Origin of the sequence: Methanocalculus alkaliphilus (genome assembly GCF_024170505.1) — an archaeon.
GTDB lineage: Archaea > Halobacteriota > Methanomicrobia > Methanomicrobiales > Methanocorpusculaceae > Methanocalculus > Methanocalculus alkaliphilus.
The window spans coordinates 44,694-62,899 of sequence record NZ_JALJYG010000004.1 but is presented as its reverse complement, the minus strand read 5'-3'; the positions used below and the strand labels follow the sequence as shown (position 1 = coordinate 62,899).

Here is an 18,206-nt window from a genome sequence, read left to right as displayed (position 1 = left end):
AGAGAAAGATGGCGTCAGGATTGAATGAAGAAGCAGTGACAGCGGTTGTCAGTACCATCCTGATTATACTCATGGTGCTCGCCCTCGGTGCTATTGTATTTGCCCTCGTGTACGGAATCCCCGGGGGTTTAACGAAAACTGCCTATATTGCAGTTGAGTCAAATGTTGAGTCAATGAATGGTTCTGATTATATAACACTCCATCATAAGAACGGGGATACCGTAGCCCTGAATGGATCTGGTGCTGAACGGAGCCCGAAGATCGATGTCAGGATCACTCATGCGGGTGGAGAGCAGATACGTGCAGAGCCTGATGGTCCGATTGTCTGGGGTGCCGGCCAGACATTGTATATCTATACCACATCAACAGGCCCGGTCATCACAACCAATCGGACATCTGCCATGACCTCCCTTGGATTCGGGGGGCGGTCAATAGATCTTATAATCGTTGATACCGATGCTGATGTTCTGGTGTTTGGAAAGACAATCGCCGGAGGAGGATGGATTCCGGATCCCTCTGAGGTGCCGGTAGCAAACTTCACAGCCAACACCACATCAGGATATCCCCCACTTACTGTACAGTTCATCGACCAATCCACCGGGCTGCCAACGGCGTGGAGCTGGAGCTTCGGTGACGGGAATATATCTGCCCTACAAAACCCGATGCATACATTCAGTAGTCCCGGTTCCTTCACCGTCACCCTGACGGCATCAAACCCGAATGGGAGTAGTATTAAAACAAAAGAGAATTTCATCATCGTTATAAACCCGGTTGATCCACTCCCGGTAGCTAACTTTGTTGCAAACGCTACCGAAGGAGAGATCCCATTAATCATCCAGTTTACCGATACCTCCACAGGCACACCTGATGCATGGGATTGGGACTTTGGAGACGGAACAACATCGGTTGAACAACATCCGATCCATACTTACACCACGGCCGGGTATTATAATGTTACACTGACGGTGGCAAATGCAGCAGGGAATGATTCAATTACAAAGACCAATTTCATACACGCAAAGGGTTTTGTCGATTTCGTCATCGATGAGAACGTCTTTGTGTATGGGAATGTGCTCAGTTTCAGTGGGAATAGTGTCACCGGACCTGGAGCCACGGTGGTGATCACCGGTGGGTTCACAACTGCTGATATTAATCAGGGAGCCGCGGTAGCAGTTTCAACCATATACTTTGATGGAGACGTGAATCTTCTATCTGGGAGTGCGGGACTTGGATCATCTACTCAGCCAGGTAATATCTATGTAAACGGAAACATGAACCTTAATGGAGGGAGTAGAAATATTTATGGTGATGTCTATGTCAAAGGCGATGCCTCAATCAGAGGAGTAATTTTGCATGGAACATTCTATATCGATGGAAACCTTATCCTTGGAGAAACTGGAGTCAATGACTTTATTTTTTCAGAGAATACCAGATTATATTATACAGGTACTTTAGTACATCACTTCAATGAACCATATCCACCTGAGGTTCAATATATTTTAGATAGATGTATACAAGATTCATCGGTCCCCGGATTCGACATGCCGGATCAGGATATTCCCTCCACAAAATCTGCTGACTGGTACGCAGCACGTGGGTATGTGTCAGAGAGTCCCTTGATAAGTAACATGAAGATTTATGCACCAAGTTATACAGGAGCGGTAAGTTGGTGGCCAAATCCTCCCCCATATGAAAATGTCATCATCATAGCCCATTCAGGGGATATTACAATTACAGGAGATGATAATGTGATTAAAGGTGTCTTCTTTGCACCAAACGGCAGGGTCACCTTTAACGGGGCAATCCTCGAAGGTGTCGTCATTGCCCGTGACGGGTTCTATGTAACGAGTGGCGGGACACAGGTCACCTTCAAGAACCTTGACCAGTACATCGGAGATCCGAATGATTATCCATTCTGATCTCTATCTTTTGGAGCCCCGGCAATCAGAACCAACCGCCATACAGAACGGACCATGGAAGGAGCAGACATGAAATCCCAACCAAATGATGCAGTGTCTCAGGTAATTGGCGTATTCCTGATGATCGCCCTCGTCTCCATACTTGCAATCATCATCTATGGCTCTATCTATGGCCTCACCTCCACAGTTGTCCAGCCGCCGTTCATCGCCATTGAGAGCGAACTCCATGATCCCGATGGCACACCCTACATCGAACTCCGGCATAAAGGCGGGGATACCATCTTCCTGAACACAACCGGCGCAGAAAAGGGAAAAGTACTTGATCTCTTTGTCACCATGCAAAGCCAAAGAGTCCGGGCGGTTCCGCTTGCCCCCATGAACTGGGGCCCGGGAGAAAGCATCTATATGTTCAATACATCTGAGGGACCCCGCCTCACAAAGGACAGGATGATTGCCATCAGTTCCGGTATTGGATGTGCACCGGGTGAACGATCAATTACCGCAGTTGATATTGCATCCCAGCTGCTGGTCTTTATGGAACATATATCCGTTCAAGGATTGCTGCCCGGCCCCGTTCCCACGCCATCACCAATTCCCGAGGCAGTCGAGTATGTAACCCATACACAGACCTCGATAACCTTCAGGGTGAATAACCCGGATGGCACCCCATATGATGGAAGTCTGCCAGGTGCTGCCTCACTTCGTGAGCGTCCCGGCAATGCACTTGTCGATCAGGCAGTCGTCATCTCAGCCAATGCCGTATGGAATCCAAATATCAACAGCAATGGCATTGCTACCCTGACATACACAAACCGGAACTTTGCCGGAGTCGGAACTGCTGTGGTCACTCCAATCATCATCGAGTCAACTGACGGAGCAAAAGAGATCAGATTACGGATACTCCTGCAACTCAACCAGAACTGGATACAGGAGGTTGAGGTGACCGGATAATCAATATTATCGTCACCAACGTTCTATTGAAACATGAAACAAAAGTAGAATAGTATAGATTTATAATATATTATTTTAATAATTCAGAGGTTTTTGGAGGATACAGACATGGTTGCAAGAAAACATCACGATGCAGTCACCCCGGCAATCAGCGTCATGCTGCTCGTCCTCCTCACCACACTCATCGCGATAATCATCTACGCCTTCATCTACGGCATTCCCGGAGGCCTCGAAAAGTCAGCGTATGTCGCCGTCGGGACGGACGTGGACATAGTCAACGGAACAGAGTTTCTCACCATCACCCACCGGGGCGGCGACGATGTCTTCCTGAATGGATCAGGCGCCGCCCGTGGCATCCCGATCGATATCAGGACAACGGCGGCCGGGGGCGGATCGGTGCTGGCGCGAGCAGACGATCCCGTCACATGGAAGCCGGGAGAGACGATCTACCTCTATAATACAGCAGAAGGCCCAAAGATCACAAAGGATAGAAACGCTGCCGGGGCAGGCACCGGCTTTCCTGCAGGATCTCTTGACCTTGTCATCATCGACACGAATGCCAAGGTACTTGTATTTGGATCCACCCTTGCCATGGCAGGCAGCGGGCCGGGGCCGGCTGATCCGCCTGTAGCAGGCTTTGCTGCTGATCAGTATTCAGGACCAGCACCCCTTACCGTCCAGTTCACCGATACCTCGACCGGCGTGATCGGATCCTGGATATGGGACTTTGGGGACGGGGGGACATCGACTGCGCAGAGCCCGGAGCATACCTTCACCGATCCGGGGACCTACACCGTTACACTTACGGTGGCGAACAGTTTCGGATCCAACTCTACCGCAAAGGAGATTGTGGTTACCTCTGAGATTGCAGGCTTTACAGTCGAGGCGTGGGTGAAGTGGAATAAGAATCCGGCTCCCGGTTCAAATAATGAGCGGTGGGCAACAGTTGTCATTGATGGTAACACCGATAGTAACCGACGATACCACCTCCTGCATAACCATGGCAATACACGATTTGAGATTGCTATCAGAACACCGGATTCAACAGGCGTCGGGGATTATATTCAGTCAGATACACAGCCCATGGAAGGCATATGGTATTACCTGACCGGGGTGTACAACCAGGAGACTGGCCACCTTCTCATCTACGTGAACGGCAATCCAGAGCGCAGTCTGGGAGTGAGTACTGTGGGACTGAGGCCATCACCAGGTGCATATCAGGTCGGCGGTCCCGATGGCATTACCTTTGGCGGAAGCCTGAATCAACGAAAATTCGACGGCGAGATCCGCGGCCTCAGCACATACGAGCGGGCGTTAAGCCCGGCTGAGATCCAGACGAGGTTTAATGCCGGTCTGCCCTGATGAGACAACATAAATTAATCAATGAATACAGGGTGGCGAAATTCCTTTGATTCCCCATCAACGCCCCCTGTCTGTTCCGCATCCCTGTGTCCGAAACAAAAACTTCTATATGCCAGAACGCAGATAGAATGAGGAAACGCGATAATAGTCTAGTGGTAGGACAGGGGCTTCCCAAGCCTCTAGCCCGGGTTCGAATCCCGGTTATCGCATCGGAATGCACTCTTCTCAGAGCTACGCCATCAGCATAATTACAGAGAACAAACGGGGTGTTCTCCGGGATATTGCCATCATTCTTGCAAGCCATAATGTCAATATCCTGACGATTCAGCAGGAGATCATAAAAAGAGGGCCTGAGGCGGGGCTTGCCTGGGCAGATCTCGAGATTGAGGAGGTCGAGGATTATGGAGCAATCGTTGCAGACCTTGCCGCCCATCCCTATGTCCGGGAGGTGGAGACCCACGAATCCTTCTCAAAGATATTCGGACAGCGGGTGATCATCATCGGGGGCGGCGCCCAGGTCGCCCAGGTCGCAATGGGTGCTGTGAACGAGGCTGATCGGCATAATATCCGGGGAGAGCGGATCTCGGTGGATACAATCCCTCTTGTGGGGGAGGAGACGCTCGCTCTTGCGGTGGATGCCGTCACCAGACTGCCCCGTGCATCGATACTGGTTCTTGCCGGCTCCATCATGGGTGGAAAGATCAGCAAGGCGGTGGAGAATGTGAAGGCAGAAGGGATACCCGTGATAGCCCTGAAGATGGCAGGAAGCGTCGTTGATCATGCCGATCTCGTTGTCACGGATCCGATCCAGGCAGGGGTCTTTGCCGTAATGCATGTCTCTGGGAAGGCAGTTTTTGATATAAATCGTGTAAAAGGGCGTGAATTCTGATGGATGATATAATTCAGCGTGCTGTAACCGTACTTCGGCGGGACGGGATCATCGTCTACCCGACAGATACCATCTATGGTCTTGGTGGCGATGCGTTCTCTGATATAGCAATTGAACGGGTCTATGAGGCGAAGAGCAGGCTTCGGGGAAAGCCGGTATCAATAGCAGTCTCCGACATCGAGATGCTCGCCTGTGTCGCATATATTGATGAGAAGGCGATGGGGTTCATCAACAGGTTCCTCCCGGGCCCCGTCACCGTGATACTCGAGGCAAAAGGATGTGTTCCTGATGAACTGACCGGAGGAACCGGGAAGATCGGGATCAGATGGCCGGATCACAAGATCGCACTTGCCATCATCAGGGAGCTGGATGCCCCGATCACCGCAACAAGCGCCAATATCTCCGGTGAGATCTCCCCAAGGCGTATCTCTGAAGTGAATGTCAGAAATGATCTCGTCGTCGATGGGGGAGAGCTGCCGGGAACACCAAGCACGGTCGTGGATCTCCAGAACAAAGAGATCATCAGGCCGGGCAGTCAGCTTGACGAGATCGTCGACTACCTCATCAGGATGGGCTGACGGTGGCAAAACCGATCCGGCTCAGGGATTTCGTCGCCACAGAAGACGGGGCAATCTATTCGGTCGCAGTCTATGATAACGAGACGCATGCCGGCTGTATCCTCCGGTACCTCCCGGATCCCGACGGGGAACGAAGAGGACCGGACGGGGTACGGTACCGGAAGGTAGAGTTTGAGGACGCGTACACATGGATCCAAAATAACCGCCCTGAATGGGCTGATACCGTCCATCGAATACCGCTATCAGAGATTGCCCGTGTCTTCAAGCCTGAGGAGATGATGGCAGCCATGCAGGATCGTATTCCCCGCCTCCAGCGGCTGATGAAGCTCTTCCCGCTTCCTGAGGGGGCGGTCGGCTGCACCGGTTCCCTCCTCTGCGGACTGGAGAATGAGGCATCGGACATTGATCTCGTGGTGTATGGGGATCACTGGTTCTCTGCACAGCGTCAGTTGCAGGAGGCGGTTGCAGCCGGCAGAATCCCCTCAATGAGCGGTGAGATGTGGCAGAAGGTCTATACAAAGCGGGTACCTGAGATTTCTTTTGATGAGTTCGTCACTCACGAAGCCAGAAAATTCAACCGGGGCGAATATGAGGGAACCTATTTTGATCTCCTCTATACCCGTGCATATGAGGATCTGAGCAGGGTCAGAATACAAAAAGGTGAGCCGGTTGGCCGAGGTGTGATCGAGGCGGTTGTGACGGACGCATCACTCTCCTTTGACAGCCCGGCAGTCTATAAGGTTGACCATGACGAGATCGCCTATGTCCTCTCGTTTACCCATACCTACTCAGGCCAGGCCCGGAATGGTGAGGTTATCGAGGCGGCAGGGGTGATCGAGGATCATGGAGATGAACGCTGGCTCGTCGTCGGCACCACCCGTGAGGCACGTGGCGAGTATATCATCTCCAAAACGCTTCTGAAACGCTGATAATTTATCACCTTATCTTTTAAAGAACCGCTCAAAGAGGGTCGGCGGCTCCTTGTTGCAGAGATCCTTCTTCCCGCACCGATCACAAGGGGCATTGGGCGGGGGACGCGGTGTCTCTCCGCGATGGATCGCCTCCACGCTCTTCAGTACGGAGAGGAGGGTGCGGCGATCCGATGCATTCGGAACAACCCGGCGGACGATTCCCGAGGGCAGGTATGCTATCTGCACCTCACTGACCGTCTCATCGGCAAGCTCCTCGGCTGCAAGAAGGTACCCGGCTGCCCTGAGCCGGTCCTGCCTCCAGACGCCATGATCAGGAGCCCGTGTTGCCCGAAGAATGCCGATCTTCGGTTCAGTATCGAAGAACCAGTCGATACGCCCGGATACCGCATACCGCCTGTTCGTGATGGTGAGATCAACAGTCCGTGGCAGACGCCAGGAGAGCCCGGCACACACAGAGACGCAGCCTCGCAGATACTCCTGCATGGAGATGGGGGTGTCCGGCCGGACAAGGGTGATCTCACGCCAGATCGCATCAGCATCCAGAGTGTCACCAAGATGGTAGCCGACCTGTTTTGCAACGGTGTATTCATATGGCTCCAGGATTGGATCGTGGCGCTCAAGATAGACCCGGACCGGACAGGCGGAGGCCCGGACGAGGGTGGAGATCGGGATGAATTCGGGCCTTCCGGCGAAGGAGGGGGGAAGCATTGTACACAAAGGTTTTTGCATCCACTCTGCTAATAGATTTGCATGACCCAGAAGGAAATTACCGTTAATGTTCCTGGGAGTCTCGATCCGGTCTATAGCAATATGATCCAGATCGCCTTCCGTGACGACGAGTTCACCCTGATGTTCCTCCACCAGATACCAAATATCAACCAGGCAAAGGCAAAGGCAATCGTCACCATCAGCCCAAAACATGCAAAGAAGCTGCTTCTGGTTCTTGACCAGAGCGTAAAGGAGTTTGAATCCAAATTCGGGACAATAGAACAGCCGACCGAGCAGAAGGCAAACGAATCGGTGACGATGCGGGGCTACTCCTGATCAGAACCTTTTATACTTTTCAACACCAATCTATTTGACACACTGCCGCCGTGGCTTAGCCCGGTATAGCGGCTGATTCGTAATCAGCAGGTCGGGGGTTCGAATCCCCCTGGCGGCTTAAAGAAGTCAGATTCACAATCCGTCATCAATACGCCTGATCTTTGTTTTTCCCGCTCCTTCAATACCCCTCTGTAGACTCAGCTCCGATCTTCGATCGCAATAACCCCATCACCCATATCATGTAAGTTGACGACAAAGTAGTATACTTATGTCTCAACAAGCCTTCGTTGATCGTAATGATGAGCTCGGGTTCCGTTTGGACGTCTAGCATCCTAGAAATCCAAGTGGGTGAACGGATAGGCTCGTCTCTATTCTTTGAGTGCAAATGCTCCGAACTCAGCACCCGGGGTGCACGATCTGTCATCGCGGCTCTCAGGGAGAAGGCTGAAGGTGTGCGGTGGAGGAACGGCGAGCGGAAAGAACATTATGCACTGGTCGCCAGGAAAATTGACGGAAAAGAGCAGTTCCGTGATGAGGGGCATCATGTCATCGACCTTGAGGAGATCACCCTGCTTTCAGAGAAGTTTTTTTTGGCAGATAATGGCAACTGACTCGACCAGATGATGGAGATGTACACATCCTCCCCAATGTATCATGAAGAGACAGAGAGAGCCAGATTATCTTCGGATCTCTTTGGGAGGGTTTTTTCGAGCGTGTGGAGTTCCATCCTGAGGTGGCTCCAGGGTACTGGAATGATGACTGGTCTGATCTGGACATGGTGAAGGCATGGCAACGCTCTTGCGATTGGCTCAGGAAGACTGCCCTGCAGTACCATCCGCTTCGATGAACATGTATCAGCGAAGAGCCATACGAAACCTCTCCATCTCAGTACTCTCGGTAGACTGTGCTTCGGTCTCCGATCTCAATCACAAAGATGACCATCACATCATCCTCAATTGTGAGTATAATCCGAAGCCGCCCTATCCGATAAGAGTAAATCGGAATGCTTTGGTATCCCTTCAGTTTTTTTATGTGTAAGCGAGGATATGATTCTTCTGCGAGAGCAGTTAGTTCGTCTTTTATCCGCTGCTCCTCAGACATTGGAAGGCGTTTCAAGTCACGTTCCGCTTGCGGAGTGAAGAGGACTCGCCAGATCATTCCAGACCCAGTTCCAAAGCAATATCTTCAAGTGAGCGCAGGCGACCGGCCCGAATATCTGCGATCCCTTCCTCTATCTGCTGCAATGTCTCTTCAGAGAGGGGTTCTGGGTCATATGCCATATCCAGGAGGCGGTTGAGCGTCTCATCATAACTCTCCCGGGGATGTATTTTTAATTCATCCAGACGGGATTTTGTCTCCGGCTGAAGTTGAATTGTTGTTGCCATAATAACCCATAGGTAGATATAGAACATAATATTTCGTATCCACTCATCACAAACTGATCCACCTGAGACCATCAACAAGAGAGGATGATCCTTTTAATAGCCTCATATCAGGTATTCGCCACACACCCTCTCCTTAATCAGTTTCATTGACATAAACGTAGTCTACGAATGTCTCAACAAAACTTCGTTGATCATGAAAATGAGCTTCAATTCCTTCAGGATCGACACCAGTCAGAGGAAAATGAATGGGTGATCAATCCTCACAATCACAAACAGATGCACATTCTCGAAGATATCCTGGCCCATAACCTCTTCATCGTCTTTTGTGGATCTGCCGCCAGCCGAATATCAGCTGAGAAAGGATGTTATTACTCCGGTCCCGGAAATAAATTCTGGGATCAGTTCTCCAGAATGACCGGTTCTGATAGGATAGTGCCAGGCTCCATTGAGGATTGCAGGATCGTATTACAATACAGGATAGGGCTGACAGACCTGAATAAGACTGAATCAGGCTCAGACAAATCCTTATCCAAAGAGCAGTACGACAGGGAGAGATTCATCAGGGTGATGCTGGACTACGCTCCACAATATATCGTCTTTAATGGCAAGGCAGCCGCATACCATGCCCTCAGGAAAAGGACGATCAGCTACGGCATGCAATCTGAGATGATCGGAGAGAGCTCCGTATTTGTCGCTCCATCAACCTCCGGCCTCTCGGCAAAAGACTGGAAGAGCCATGGGGAAGCGTGCTGGGGCAGGATAGGGGAGATCTACCGACAGCTGAAGGAAGGTGAATGCGAATCAGGTATGCCCTGACAATCATGGTGAAAGAGAGCCAATTCACACCCTTCAGACAGAAAACCCACCTCAAAGAGCTTCCCTGACCCGTTCCCTCATTCACTGCCACCCGTCACCACATCCTTCTTCACCACCCGGTACCGAAGATGCACCCGGCCTTTCCCCAGATCCTCAAGATCGAAGAGGTCAAGGGCAACCGGCGCCTGCACTGTTGCAAAGAGTCGCTTCCCACCCGGCCCGGCGATCACCGGCGTCAGCAGAAGACTGATCTCGTCTGCTATCTGCTCCTGTATCAGGTGATCATTGAGGTCCCTGCCGCTCTCCGAGACGATGCAGGAGATCCCATACGCTTCTCCGATAATTCTGCATGCTTTGGCAATATCCACCTTCTCTCTCCCACAGACGATGAACGGATACTCCCGTTCCCGGAGGTAGGCGACATACCCGGGCGGGGTCGCCTCTGAGATGAGAACGATGACATCCCTGATATGCTCCATCCGCCGGTAGAAATGAAGCCGGTTGAGAAGAGCACCGGTACTATCAACGAAGATGCCAAGCGGGCGGGTATCACCGGCAACAGGCAGAGGGTGTTTCATATCTTCCAGCGCCTCCGGCATGGCGGCATCCAGAAACATCTCTATACCGGTGCGGGCCGTCGTTGAGCCAACAAGGACCGCATCAGGGGAGAGCGAATGAAGGCGGCCATAGTGGAGTTCAATATCAATATCAAAGCCGGTAACGGCATTATCAAGAGAGATCGAACTATGAACGATCACCTTAGGCATCATAACAAAATATGGGGGAATCTGGTAAAAATGGTACGGTAAGAAAGGCTTCCCGGGCTACCTCCCCCTCATCTCTGCAAGAATCCCGATCCTCTCCATCTGCCGGTACAACCCATGCCGATCATACATCCGGTCCAGGATGGTGGTATGAATCCCCACATACCGCTCAGCCTCCCTGACAAGCTCATTATACCTCCTTAACCTGTCATTATACCGTTCAATCTCCGCATTGAAACCGGCAACCTGATGATTATACTCGGTATACCTCCCCTGGCTGCGGAGGAGCTCCATTGAAGACTGCCGGGCGGCGATCTCCTCCTTCATCCCTTCAAGGACGACACGCTCTCGATCCATCTGAGCATTCAGCTCATCCACCTGATCCCGGCAGTACGAGAGAAGATCAAAAAGAGCTCGTGTCTCAAGACACGCCCCATACCCAAGCGTCCCATCGCCAACGGGAATGATGATCGGGGTCGAGGAGATGGTCACATTCCCGGCGAGACGGTCGGGAACGATCCCGACAAAATGTGCCCTTGTCGTCTCAAGATAGGAATACCCATCGCCAACATCACTGCATCCATCCCCCCGTATACCAATGGCCATATGCTTCTCCTCGAGATATAAAAGAAGAGCAACATCATACCCCTCACGTGAGAGTATTCCGGCAAGCAGAAGGCTTTTGTCATCACAGTCCCCGGTCCCGTCCCCGTACGTCTCTATCGGGAACTTCGGCTCGATGAGAACGGTATCATCATCATAGGGGAGTGACTGGACAAAGACCGAACAGAGTTCAAGATACCGGTCATCATCGAGACGGAGATCACTGCGGACACTTCGGAGTGCCGATATCAGATCCTGGAAGAAGGGGTCCTGGTGGGGATCATCGATGAAAGCCGTATAGTAGATCGGGTACCATTCCGAGTCCGGAAGATCCCGGTAGAGGTAGATCCTCTTGTTCGACTGCTGTGCCCCCCGATAGACCCCCATATCAACCGGAACATCGATCGTCACCCTGCTCTCCTCAAAGAGGAAGCTATGGCTGATGGGATGCACGGTGGTATCTGTAGAGAGGGGCGTTATCGATGGAGGAATGGAATCGGGCTGAAAACATCCTGAAGAGAGGCAGAGAAGACAGAGAAGAAAGAGGATACTGCGCCACGACATGAATAGAAAATAGTTGACATCCAGGGTATAGAATACTGCCGGATATCAAAGAAAGGGGAGGGAATAGTTGGAGAGAGTACCTGTACATCTCAGCTGAGAAGGATAGCCTCGGCTGCATCACTGTATGCATCCATGACGTATGGAATGCCCGTCACCTTCGCAGACTCCTCGGTGAGTGCCATCAGATCATTGCGGGAGATTGATTTCAGGCTGAAGTTCCGGCTTCCTGCCATGATCTGCTGCATACCAACCCTGTACCGCTCAACATAGCTGTAGATACCCATTGCACCAAGCGGGATCTCGCTGATGCGGTCACCGTACTTCTCTTTGAGATCATGATAACAGACGAAGATCTCTTCCACCGTATTTCCATACTTTGCAACATTCTTCGGGAGCTCGCCTGCATCAAGCCACTTCTGGATATTCTTTCCAACCATTCCCGGGATCATGAGGCCACGACCCATACAGACGGCCTTAAAGTACGGTGCTCCCATGCAGAGGGCCTTAAACCCGTTTGCTTCATCGGCAATGCCACCTGCAATCGCAAGATCCGGCACCCGCATTCCGCGGTTCCGGAGTACCTCGGCATACTGGTAGGCAAGGCTCTGGATATAGATCGTCGGGATACCCCATTCGTTCATCATCGGCCATGGTGACATGCCGGTTCCACCAGGGGCACCATCGATGGTCAGAAGATCGATCTTCGCCTCCGATCCATAGCGGATCGCCATTGCCAGTTCAACAGCGGAATAGGCACCGGTCTTAAGGGTGATCCGCTTGAACCCGATATCGCGGAGGCGATCCACTTCATCAAGGAACGCCTCTCTTCCAATGAAACCGACACGGGAATGGCGTTCAATCTCCTTAATTGCTCCGGAATCATATGCCTTGCGCACCTCAGGGAGAGTCGGATCCGGCAGGACAATGTATCCACGGTTCTTCAGCTCGGTTGCACAATCGAGAGACTGCACCTTGATCTCTCCACCGATGCACTTGGCACCCTGGCCCCACTTCAGTTCAATCGTCTCAAGATGATGCTTCGATGAGACATACTCTGCCGTTCCAAAACGGGTATCCTCGACATTGAGCTGAACGAGAATTTCTCCATAGCCGTCATGGAACTTCTTATACGTCGTGATCCGACGATCAATCTCCGGGCACTCCTTCACCTTGCCCCTGGAATCAAGGACGAGACCGGGATCGATACCACAGATATTCTCACCACAGACAAGGGTTATACCGGAAATTGCAGCACCAATCGCGAAATGTTCCCAGTTTGCCCGGGCGATCTCAGTGGATCCAAGTGCCCCGGTGAAGATCGGGGCCCGCATCTGCACCTTATGATCCCATCCGTACTCCGTCGTGGTGTCTGCGGCTGAGAAGATGGCGGTATCCGGGTTGATCTCAGTCCCTTCCGGCAATCCTTTTGCACCAACAGCATACCCCTGGATATTCAGATGCGAGTAGTCAACAGGATAATTCTTATCAGCCCCGGCAGTCATCTCCCCGAAGGGACCAGGATAGATGGACTCACGCCCCCGGAATGATGATAGCCAGATATCACAACCACCTTTGCACCCGTCGACACATCGTGTGCAGATGCCTGACATCGGTACAACATCACGTGATCGATTAAACGTCCCGATTGCTTCATTTGCATTGGGTCTTCGCAGATTCATATTCTATCTCCTTGAAAGAGGCAATTTGGCAGCGCCATGAAACCTCATTACCCTGTAGAATCTATTAGTTATAAGAGATTTCCTTCCATCAGTATAAAAATATTACTAAAAATTGAATATATAAGGATATCGCATAATACCAGGTCGGCAAGAAGAGAGTATAAATAAGGATGGAATGTGACATGCAATATGGTCAGGTCCACAAGTACCTGATCGAAAGAAGAAGAGAGGGGATAAAGTAGGTTGTTATTTACCTGAAATAGACCCCGACATCCCGCATACCATTATTCTTTGCGATATTGAGGAGGAGAGGGGTGATACTCTCAACAATCGATGATGACGAGAGGGGGCCGGCATCAAGTGGCGTCAGGTTTGGGAGATCAGATATGAGGCTCATGACAACCTTCTTTGCCTCCTGGTCATCACTGCAGACCGCTACTGAATAGTCAAGGACGGCATCAAGTTCCTTCCACTTGTGTGCGGCGATATTGTTAAACGCGGTGACCAGCCGTGCACTCTCAGGCAGCATCTTTTTGATATAGAGAGCAGCGGATCCTTCTTCAGGCTGATCATAGAAGAAATGACCTTTCTTCCCCATCGGATTGACAGGTGAGACAACGATCTTCCCTTCAAACCCGGTCAGCCCTGAGAGGGTTGCCCTGACATGCTGAAAGGGCAGGGCAAGGACGATCACATCGGCTGCATCAACAGCCTCCTGATTTGAGACACCCGAGCAGTGCGAGGTCACACCCCGGCCTTTCAGTGTCTCTATTGTACAATCGCTTGTTGCACATGCCTTCGACTCATCTCTGGATCCAAGAATCACTTCATGGAGATGGGAGAGGCGAAGTGCCATCCCTTCACCAATATCTCCGGTACCACCGACAATTCCAATCTTCATAATTTCCCACCATTGTATCGGATATGATACGTATGAGATCATCGATAGAAGATGATTTAAGTATTGTTGTTTTGGATTTTAAAAAGAGAATGGAGAGGTTTTAGCTCTCAATGACGTCGATAAGCTTCTCCATGACGGCGTCCACAGCCGCCCATGTCGGGTTATCCCCACGGCGGATAATGAAGGGCTTTCCTTCATCCCCGGCCTTCCGCATATCAATGTCAAGCGGGATGCTGCCAAGGAAGGGTACCTTGAAATCCTCTGCTGCCTTTGCCCCGCCATCCTTTCCAAAGAGGTCGATTGATTCCCTGCAATGCGGGCAGACCATCCCACTCATATTCTCGATGATCCCAAGGGGCCTGATCCCAATCTGTTCGACAAACTTGAGGGCTTTGCTCGAGTCGAGGATAGCGACATCCTGCGGAGTCGTCACGATGATCGCACCTGCGATATTTGGCGCAAGCTGAATGATCGAGAGTGCTTCATCACCAGTCCCGGGCGGAAGATCAACAACAAGGAAGTCAAGGGGACCCCAGTTAACATCCGAGAGGAACTGTCCGATAGCCGCCATCTTCATAGGCCCACGCCAGATGACCGGTGTGGATCGCTCGGGGAGGAGGAAGGCCATCGAGATGACCGAGAGCGACCCCGTCACACCAACCGGCTGGATCTTCTCTCCCATAACCTGAAGCTTGTGATCCTCAAGCCCGAGCATCTTCGGGATGCTTGGACCATGGATATCGAGATCCATCAGACCTGTTTTAAATCCATGGTTTGAGAGGGCATATGCCAGGTTCACCGAGACGGTGCTCTTCCCGACCCCGCCTTTTCCGGAGAGAACCAGCACCACATGTTTTACATCGATATCAGCCTTCTTTGGAAGGTTTGAGTCACACCCTTCAGTCTTTGATGTGCATCCTTCACACTGTCCATTGCAATCCTGTCCATCTGGTTGATTCGCCATAATATTCCTCAGATCTATTCCTACAAGAGGTTGTCAAAGAGAGATTATAGGTGTATAGATCGGTGCATGAAATGAAAAGATGGATTTAAAAAGCCACAATCACGTTTTATCAGATATCGAGTCATTTTATGGCGAATCTATACCGGCTGAATAGGGCTTGATATCAAGGACCGGAGTACCGTCGAGCGCATCAAGCCCCCTCACCCGGAGGACGCGGCCTTCAATGCCGATGAGATCGACGAGCGAGAGGCCAATCGGGTTTGGCCTGTTTGGAGAGCGGGTTGCAAAGACCCCGCGCGGCTTCGGCCATTCGGGGCGTTCGACAGAGAGAACATCACGGCTGCTGCGATCAAACCATGAGAGGATGAACAGGTGTCGGGATGAGGAGACACTCTCCAAACCGGCTTCATAGTCAGGATATATCTCAATAATGCTCTCAACCGGCTCAGTTCGCCCCTGCCGTGGAGCATCTGCCTGCACTTTGTATGCAGATCGGACAATGCCAATCGGCCTGAGCCCGACGCCAGGAAGATTCTTCTCTTCGACCTGCACAGAGGATCTTTTTCCATCCAGTGCCTCATTTGCAAGCTGATCTGCCATCCGGATATAGGGGTGCTCCCGTGGAACAGAGGCAAACCGGACAGAGGAGAACATACTGACCGCCTCCTGAGCCTTCCGATGAAGCGGTATCAGCCCCTGTGCCCTGACGGCATACTGACCGTTCATCTGCCTGACGACGAGCTGGCTGTCCGAGAAGACCTCCACCTCATCTGCGCCAAGCTGTGCAGCCGCCTTCAGGCCTTCAATGATCGCCCTGTACTCAGCCTCGTTGTTGGTCATTCGGCCAATATGTTCACCATGCTCCCTGATGATCCGTTCACCCTGCACGACAAGGTAAGCAAGTGCTGCGTTCCCCGGGTTTCCCCGTGAGGCACCATCCGTATAGAGTAGTACTTTCTCCATCATGATCGAATCAGGCAGGAAACTCACGACTTTAGTCGTGAGAGGAATGCCGATTGCCTGGTATCGGCATAGTGTGTTGTTCTCCATGCTATTCTGGTCAGGATTGTGCAGTCTGTTGGTTTTGCAGATTGGGTTAATCGTTTACCTGTTCTGAAATGGTGTAATGAGAGCCGTTCTTTCAGGGTTCCTCCAATGTACGATAAACCGTGTTTGAAATGGTTGACTAGTGTTCCACGGATTAGGTTCAGAGAGATCGTTCCCCCATAAGGTTTTCTGATCCCTCCTGTTTCGGGTTGGAGTCGGTGGAGTTGACGACGATGAAACCTGATCGGAGTCCAATAGAATAAACCGTGTTCTGTTGGTTGTTTGGCTCCGGAAACGTCTGCCGCCATAACCCAGGCATCTACTGCATGAGAGGAGAAGACAGGTTTGTTCTTCTGAGAGGTCTTTCTGAGGTTGAATCGATCCCGGAGGTCTTTGGTTTCGTATCCGGTACGAAGATGGAGATCAAAGTTGAGAGATCGGATTGTACGGTAAAACCATTGTTTACCCACCTCTAAAGGAGAGAAGTTGGAGTTCCATCGTTTGCAGTTCTTTTTGGTTACTGCGGCAATATCTTCGACAACAACATCTGTCAGAGGGATGATCTTCTGAATTTGCGTCAGGATACGAAGTTTGGCGTTCCATCGTGCAAAAGTGCTTGGAGGGATGGAGGATCTGTTTTTGAGACGGTTTTTGAATCGTGCAGGACGCCTCCAACAATTACGGTATCTTCTGGATCTTCGCATGGTTCGACGGGTTTCAACCGCCTTTTTGACATGCTTTGGTGTTTCGGACATGCCGTTTAGAACGGTTTCTTGTGTACCAACAATAGACCAACCTTCAAAGGAACTACCCGGATCAATACCGATGACGAGAAATTGGTTGTCTGGATTGACCTGATAGGTTAAGATGATGCAGAATATACCGAGTTTGTTCCAATAAGGTCTGGCTTTACCTTGTTTCAGTAAGAGCCGGGCTCTTGCCGGTGTTGTCGGCATGAGAGGTGTTTTGTTGATATCTAATACAGGGATTCGCATGAGGTATTACCTCCTCCCGGTTAAACCGGGGTGAAATGTCTCTTCGGAGTGGCAAGACAGGCGTAGTATCTGAAAAGATACGTCGGATTCGGCGTGTCCGGAAGAGGGCAGAACTAGAGAAACATTCTGCCGTTCTTGTAGCCTGTAATGCTGCTGCATGGTTTATATGCCTCCTAGTCTAACTGTTTAGTCTCGCGTAGCCGTTTGCAAGCCCATGACTTTAGTCATGGGTGGTTGACTACAAACCACTGGTTATTTCATCTTGTCAGGCGATACATCGACGTATGGAAAAACTGACTGTCAACCTCGGCTTTGTGGAGTTTCCACCGACTCATACCGGAGACGGCCAGAACCTCTCCCCACTGATCCGCCTTGCCAACCTCAAATCTCCATATCTTGCAGTCTTTGCATTTAACCCCTTTGAACCGGGCTGTTCATTCTGTGCATGGATTGCCTGGGATATTCCGGCCGACCATCGCATCCCCGCCGGACTCCCACCCATGCCGGAGATCGATCATCCGATCCATGCAGTGCAGGGGACAAATGATTATGGCGAGACCGGGTATCGCGGACCCGCACCACCACCCGGAGAGACACACCGGTATCTCTTCAAGGTATATGGTCTGGACGCAAAACTCGATATCCCACCCGGATCTGACAAGCACGCAGTCATCGAGGCGATGAAAGGGCATGTCATCCAGTATGGTGATACAAAAGCAGTCTGCCAGCGGTAATCCACTCCCAATACAGGATACAAAAAAACCTATCATTCCACCATCTGGTTTTTTATAGAGGGAAACCTTTCAGACTCAC

At 51.3% G+C, this 18,206-nt stretch carries 20 protein-coding genes and 2 tRNA genes; 12 read left to right on the top strand and 10 right to left on the bottom strand.

All coding sequences use genetic code 11. From position 1 onward, the window contains the following. Positions 1–401: 401 nt before the first annotated feature. From J2T58_RS04245 to J2T58_RS04215, 7 genes are all read left to right on the top strand, one after another. Positions 402–1,919, top strand: coding sequence for a PKD domain-containing protein (locus J2T58_RS04245; RefSeq protein ID WP_253487672.1), 1,518 nt, complete (start codon positions 402–404; stop codon positions 1,917–1,919). 69 nt (positions 1,920–1,988) lie between these two features. Further along, on the top strand, positions 1,989–2,870 hold the full coding sequence (locus J2T58_RS04240) for a type IV pilin N-terminal domain-containing protein (RefSeq protein ID WP_253487671.1): 882 nt from the start codon (positions 1,989–1,991) through the stop codon (positions 2,868–2,870). Between the two features lie 108 nt (positions 2,871–2,978). Beyond that, positions 2,979–4,232: a PKD domain-containing protein gene (locus J2T58_RS04235; protein WP_253487670.1), complete on the top strand. Its 1,254-nt coding sequence runs from the start codon at positions 2,979–2,981 to the stop codon at positions 4,230–4,232. 138 nt (positions 4,233–4,370) lie between these two features. Then, a tRNA-Gly gene (locus J2T58_RS04230) sits at positions 4,371–4,441 on the top strand. 5 nt (positions 4,442–4,446) lie between these two features. Continuing rightward, positions 4,447–5,121 (top strand): DUF5612 domain-containing protein, encoded by a 675-nt coding sequence (locus J2T58_RS04225; protein WP_253487669.1) that lies wholly within the window; start codon positions 4,447–4,449, stop codon positions 5,119–5,121. Next, entirely contained in the window at positions 5,121–5,699 is a 579-nt protein-coding gene (locus J2T58_RS04220) for an L-threonylcarbamoyladenylate synthase (RefSeq protein WP_253487668.1), read from the top strand. Before J2T58_RS04225 ends, J2T58_RS04220 begins: the two co-directional genes overlap by 1 nt. A 2-nt stretch (positions 5,700–5,701) precedes the next feature. Further along, complete coding sequence (locus tag J2T58_RS04215; RefSeq protein WP_366518439.1) at positions 5,702–6,628, top strand: nucleotidyltransferase domain-containing protein; 927 nt, start codon at positions 5,702–5,704, stop codon at positions 6,626–6,628. A gap of 12 nt (positions 6,629–6,640) precedes the next feature. Here the strand turns inward: J2T58_RS04215 and J2T58_RS04210 are convergent, their stop codons facing one another. Next, positions 6,641–7,339, bottom strand: coding sequence for a PD-(D/E)XK nuclease family protein (locus J2T58_RS04210; protein ID WP_253487667.1), 699 nt, complete (start codon positions 7,337–7,339; stop codon positions 6,641–6,643). 42 nt (positions 7,340–7,381) lie between these two features. On the opposite strand from J2T58_RS04210, the gene J2T58_RS04205 reads away from it, so the two are divergent. From J2T58_RS04205 to J2T58_RS04195, 3 genes are all read left to right on the top strand, one after another. Continuing rightward, positions 7,382–7,675, top strand: coding sequence for a DUF3467 domain-containing protein (locus J2T58_RS04205; protein ID WP_253487666.1), 294 nt, complete (start codon positions 7,382–7,384; stop codon positions 7,673–7,675). Between the two features lie 44 nt (positions 7,676–7,719). Continuing rightward, a tRNA-Thr gene (locus J2T58_RS04200) sits at positions 7,720–7,793 on the top strand. Positions 7,794–8,019: 226 nt separating this feature from the next. Further along, complete coding sequence (locus J2T58_RS04195; RefSeq protein ID WP_253487665.1) at positions 8,020–8,286, top strand: hypothetical protein; 267 nt, start codon at positions 8,020–8,022, stop codon at positions 8,284–8,286. A gap of 274 nt (positions 8,287–8,560) precedes the next feature. On the opposite strand, the gene J2T58_RS04190 is transcribed toward J2T58_RS04195, so the two are convergent. Together J2T58_RS04190 and J2T58_RS04185 are read right to left on the bottom strand one after the other, a co-directional pair. Beyond that, positions 8,561–8,776 carry a type II toxin-antitoxin system RelE family toxin gene (locus J2T58_RS04190; RefSeq protein WP_366518445.1) on the bottom strand — a complete coding sequence of 72 codons (216 nt, stop codon included), beginning with the start codon at positions 8,774–8,776 and terminating at the stop codon, positions 8,561–8,563. Positions 8,777–8,829: 53 nt separating this feature from the next. Continuing rightward, entirely contained in the window at positions 8,830–9,060 is a 231-nt protein-coding gene (locus J2T58_RS04185; protein ID WP_253487663.1) for a DUF7557 family protein, read from the bottom strand. Positions 9,061–9,336: 276 nt separating this feature from the next. On the opposite strand from J2T58_RS04185, the gene J2T58_RS04180 reads away from it, so the two are divergent. Beyond that, entirely contained in the window at positions 9,337–9,876 is a 540-nt protein-coding gene (locus tag J2T58_RS04180) for a mismatch-specific DNA-glycosylase (RefSeq protein WP_253487662.1), read from the top strand. 77 nt (positions 9,877–9,953) lie between these two features. On the opposite strand, the gene J2T58_RS04175 is transcribed toward J2T58_RS04180, so the two are convergent. From J2T58_RS04175 to J2T58_RS04140, 7 genes are all read right to left on the bottom strand, one after another. Beyond that, positions 9,954–10,646, bottom strand: a complete 693-nt coding sequence (locus tag J2T58_RS04175; protein ID WP_253487661.1) for a dihydrofolate reductase family protein — start codon at positions 10,644–10,646, stop codon at positions 9,954–9,956. Between the two features lie 54 nt (positions 10,647–10,700). Beyond that, positions 10,701–11,807 carry a hypothetical protein gene (locus J2T58_RS04170; protein ID WP_253487659.1) on the bottom strand — a complete coding sequence of 369 codons (1,107 nt, stop codon included), beginning with the start codon at positions 11,805–11,807 and terminating at the stop codon, positions 10,701–10,703. Positions 11,808–11,896: 89 nt separating this feature from the next. Continuing rightward, positions 11,897–13,486: an FMN-binding glutamate synthase family protein gene (locus J2T58_RS04165; RefSeq protein ID WP_253487657.1), complete on the bottom strand. Its 1,590-nt coding sequence runs from the start codon at positions 13,484–13,486 to the stop codon at positions 11,897–11,899. A gap of 250 nt (positions 13,487–13,736) precedes the next feature. Further along, the gene (gene npdG, locus J2T58_RS04160) at positions 13,737–14,387 is read right to left on the bottom strand and encodes an NADPH-dependent F420 reductase (protein ID WP_253487655.1); all 651 of its coding nucleotides are present in this window, start codon (positions 14,385–14,387) and stop codon (positions 13,737–13,739) included. Positions 14,388–14,487: 100 nt separating this feature from the next. Continuing rightward, positions 14,488–15,351 (bottom strand): Mrp/NBP35 family ATP-binding protein, encoded by an 864-nt coding sequence (locus tag J2T58_RS04155; RefSeq protein WP_253487654.1) that lies wholly within the window; start codon positions 15,349–15,351, stop codon positions 14,488–14,490. Positions 15,352–15,477: 126 nt separating this feature from the next. Further along, positions 15,478–16,317, bottom strand: coding sequence for a tRNA (N6-threonylcarbamoyladenosine(37)-N6)-methyltransferase TrmO (tsaA, locus tag J2T58_RS11200; RefSeq protein WP_366518438.1), 840 nt, complete (start codon positions 16,315–16,317; stop codon positions 15,478–15,480). A 20-nt stretch (positions 16,318–16,337) separates the two neighbouring features. Next, positions 16,338–17,393, bottom strand: coding sequence for an RRXRR domain-containing protein (locus tag J2T58_RS04140; RefSeq protein ID WP_253487653.1), 1,056 nt, complete (start codon positions 17,391–17,393; stop codon positions 16,338–16,340). A 284-nt stretch (positions 17,394–17,677) separates the two neighbouring features. Between J2T58_RS04140 and J2T58_RS04135 the strand changes: the two genes are divergently transcribed. After that, complete coding sequence (locus J2T58_RS04135) at positions 17,678–18,127, top strand: YbhB/YbcL family Raf kinase inhibitor-like protein (RefSeq protein ID WP_253487652.1); 450 nt, start codon at positions 17,678–17,680, stop codon at positions 18,125–18,127. Positions 18,128–18,206 lie beyond the last annotated feature (79 nt).

Excerpts from the sequence above, each read along its gene's own strand:
- J2T58_RS04245 (WP_253487672.1), top strand. The coding sequence starts at position 402 with ATGACCTCCCTTGGATTCGGGGGGCGGTCAATAGATCTTATAATCGTT.
- J2T58_RS04240 (WP_253487671.1), top strand. The coding sequence starts at position 1,989 with ATGAAATCCCAACCAAATGATGCAGTGTCTCAGGTAATTGGCGTATTC.
- J2T58_RS04235 (WP_253487670.1), top strand. The coding sequence starts at position 2,979 with ATGGTTGCAAGAAAACATCACGATGCAGTCACCCCGGCAATCAGCGTC.
- J2T58_RS04225 (WP_253487669.1), top strand. The coding sequence starts at position 4,447 with ATGCACTCTTCTCAGAGCTACGCCATCAGCATAATTACAGAGAACAAA.
- J2T58_RS04220 (WP_253487668.1), top strand. The coding sequence starts at position 5,121 with ATGGATGATATAATTCAGCGTGCTGTAACCGTACTTCGGCGGGACGGG.
- J2T58_RS04210 (WP_253487667.1), bottom strand. The coding sequence starts at position 7,339 with ATGCTTCCCCCCTCCTTCGCCGGAAGGCCCGAATTCATCCCGATCTCC.
- J2T58_RS04205 (WP_253487666.1), top strand. The coding sequence starts at position 7,382 with ATGACCCAGAAGGAAATTACCGTTAATGTTCCTGGGAGTCTCGATCCG.
- J2T58_RS04190 (WP_366518445.1), bottom strand. The coding sequence starts at position 8,776 with ATGTCTGAGGAGCAGCGGATAAAAGACGAACTAACTGCTCTCGCAGAA.
- J2T58_RS04185 (WP_253487663.1), bottom strand. The coding sequence starts at position 9,060 with ATGGCAACAACAATTCAACTTCAGCCGGAGACAAAATCCCGTCTGGAT.
- J2T58_RS04180 (WP_253487662.1), top strand. The coding sequence starts at position 9,337 with ATGCACATTCTCGAAGATATCCTGGCCCATAACCTCTTCATCGTCTTT.
- J2T58_RS04175 (WP_253487661.1), bottom strand. The coding sequence starts at position 10,646 with ATGATGCCTAAGGTGATCGTTCATAGTTCGATCTCTCTTGATAATGCC.
- J2T58_RS04170 (WP_253487659.1), bottom strand. The coding sequence starts at position 11,807 with ATGTCGTGGCGCAGTATCCTCTTTCTTCTCTGTCTTCTCTGCCTCTCT.
- J2T58_RS04165 (WP_253487657.1), bottom strand. The coding sequence starts at position 13,486 with ATGAATCTGCGAAGACCCAATGCAAATGAAGCAATCGGGACGTTTAAT.
- npdG (WP_253487655.1), bottom strand. The coding sequence starts at position 14,387 with ATGAAGATTGGAATTGTCGGTGGTACCGGAGATATTGGTGAAGGGATG.
- J2T58_RS04155 (WP_253487654.1), bottom strand. The coding sequence starts at position 15,351 with ATGGCGAATCAACCAGATGGACAGGATTGCAATGGACAGTGTGAAGGA.
- tsaA (WP_366518438.1), bottom strand. The coding sequence starts at position 16,317 with ATGATGGAGAAAGTACTACTCTATACGGATGGTGCCTCACGGGGAAAC.
- J2T58_RS04140 (WP_253487653.1), bottom strand. The coding sequence starts at position 17,393 with ATGCGAATCCCTGTATTAGATATCAACAAAACACCTCTCATGCCGACA.
- J2T58_RS04135 (WP_253487652.1), top strand. The coding sequence starts at position 17,678 with ATGGAAAAACTGACTGTCAACCTCGGCTTTGTGGAGTTTCCACCGACT.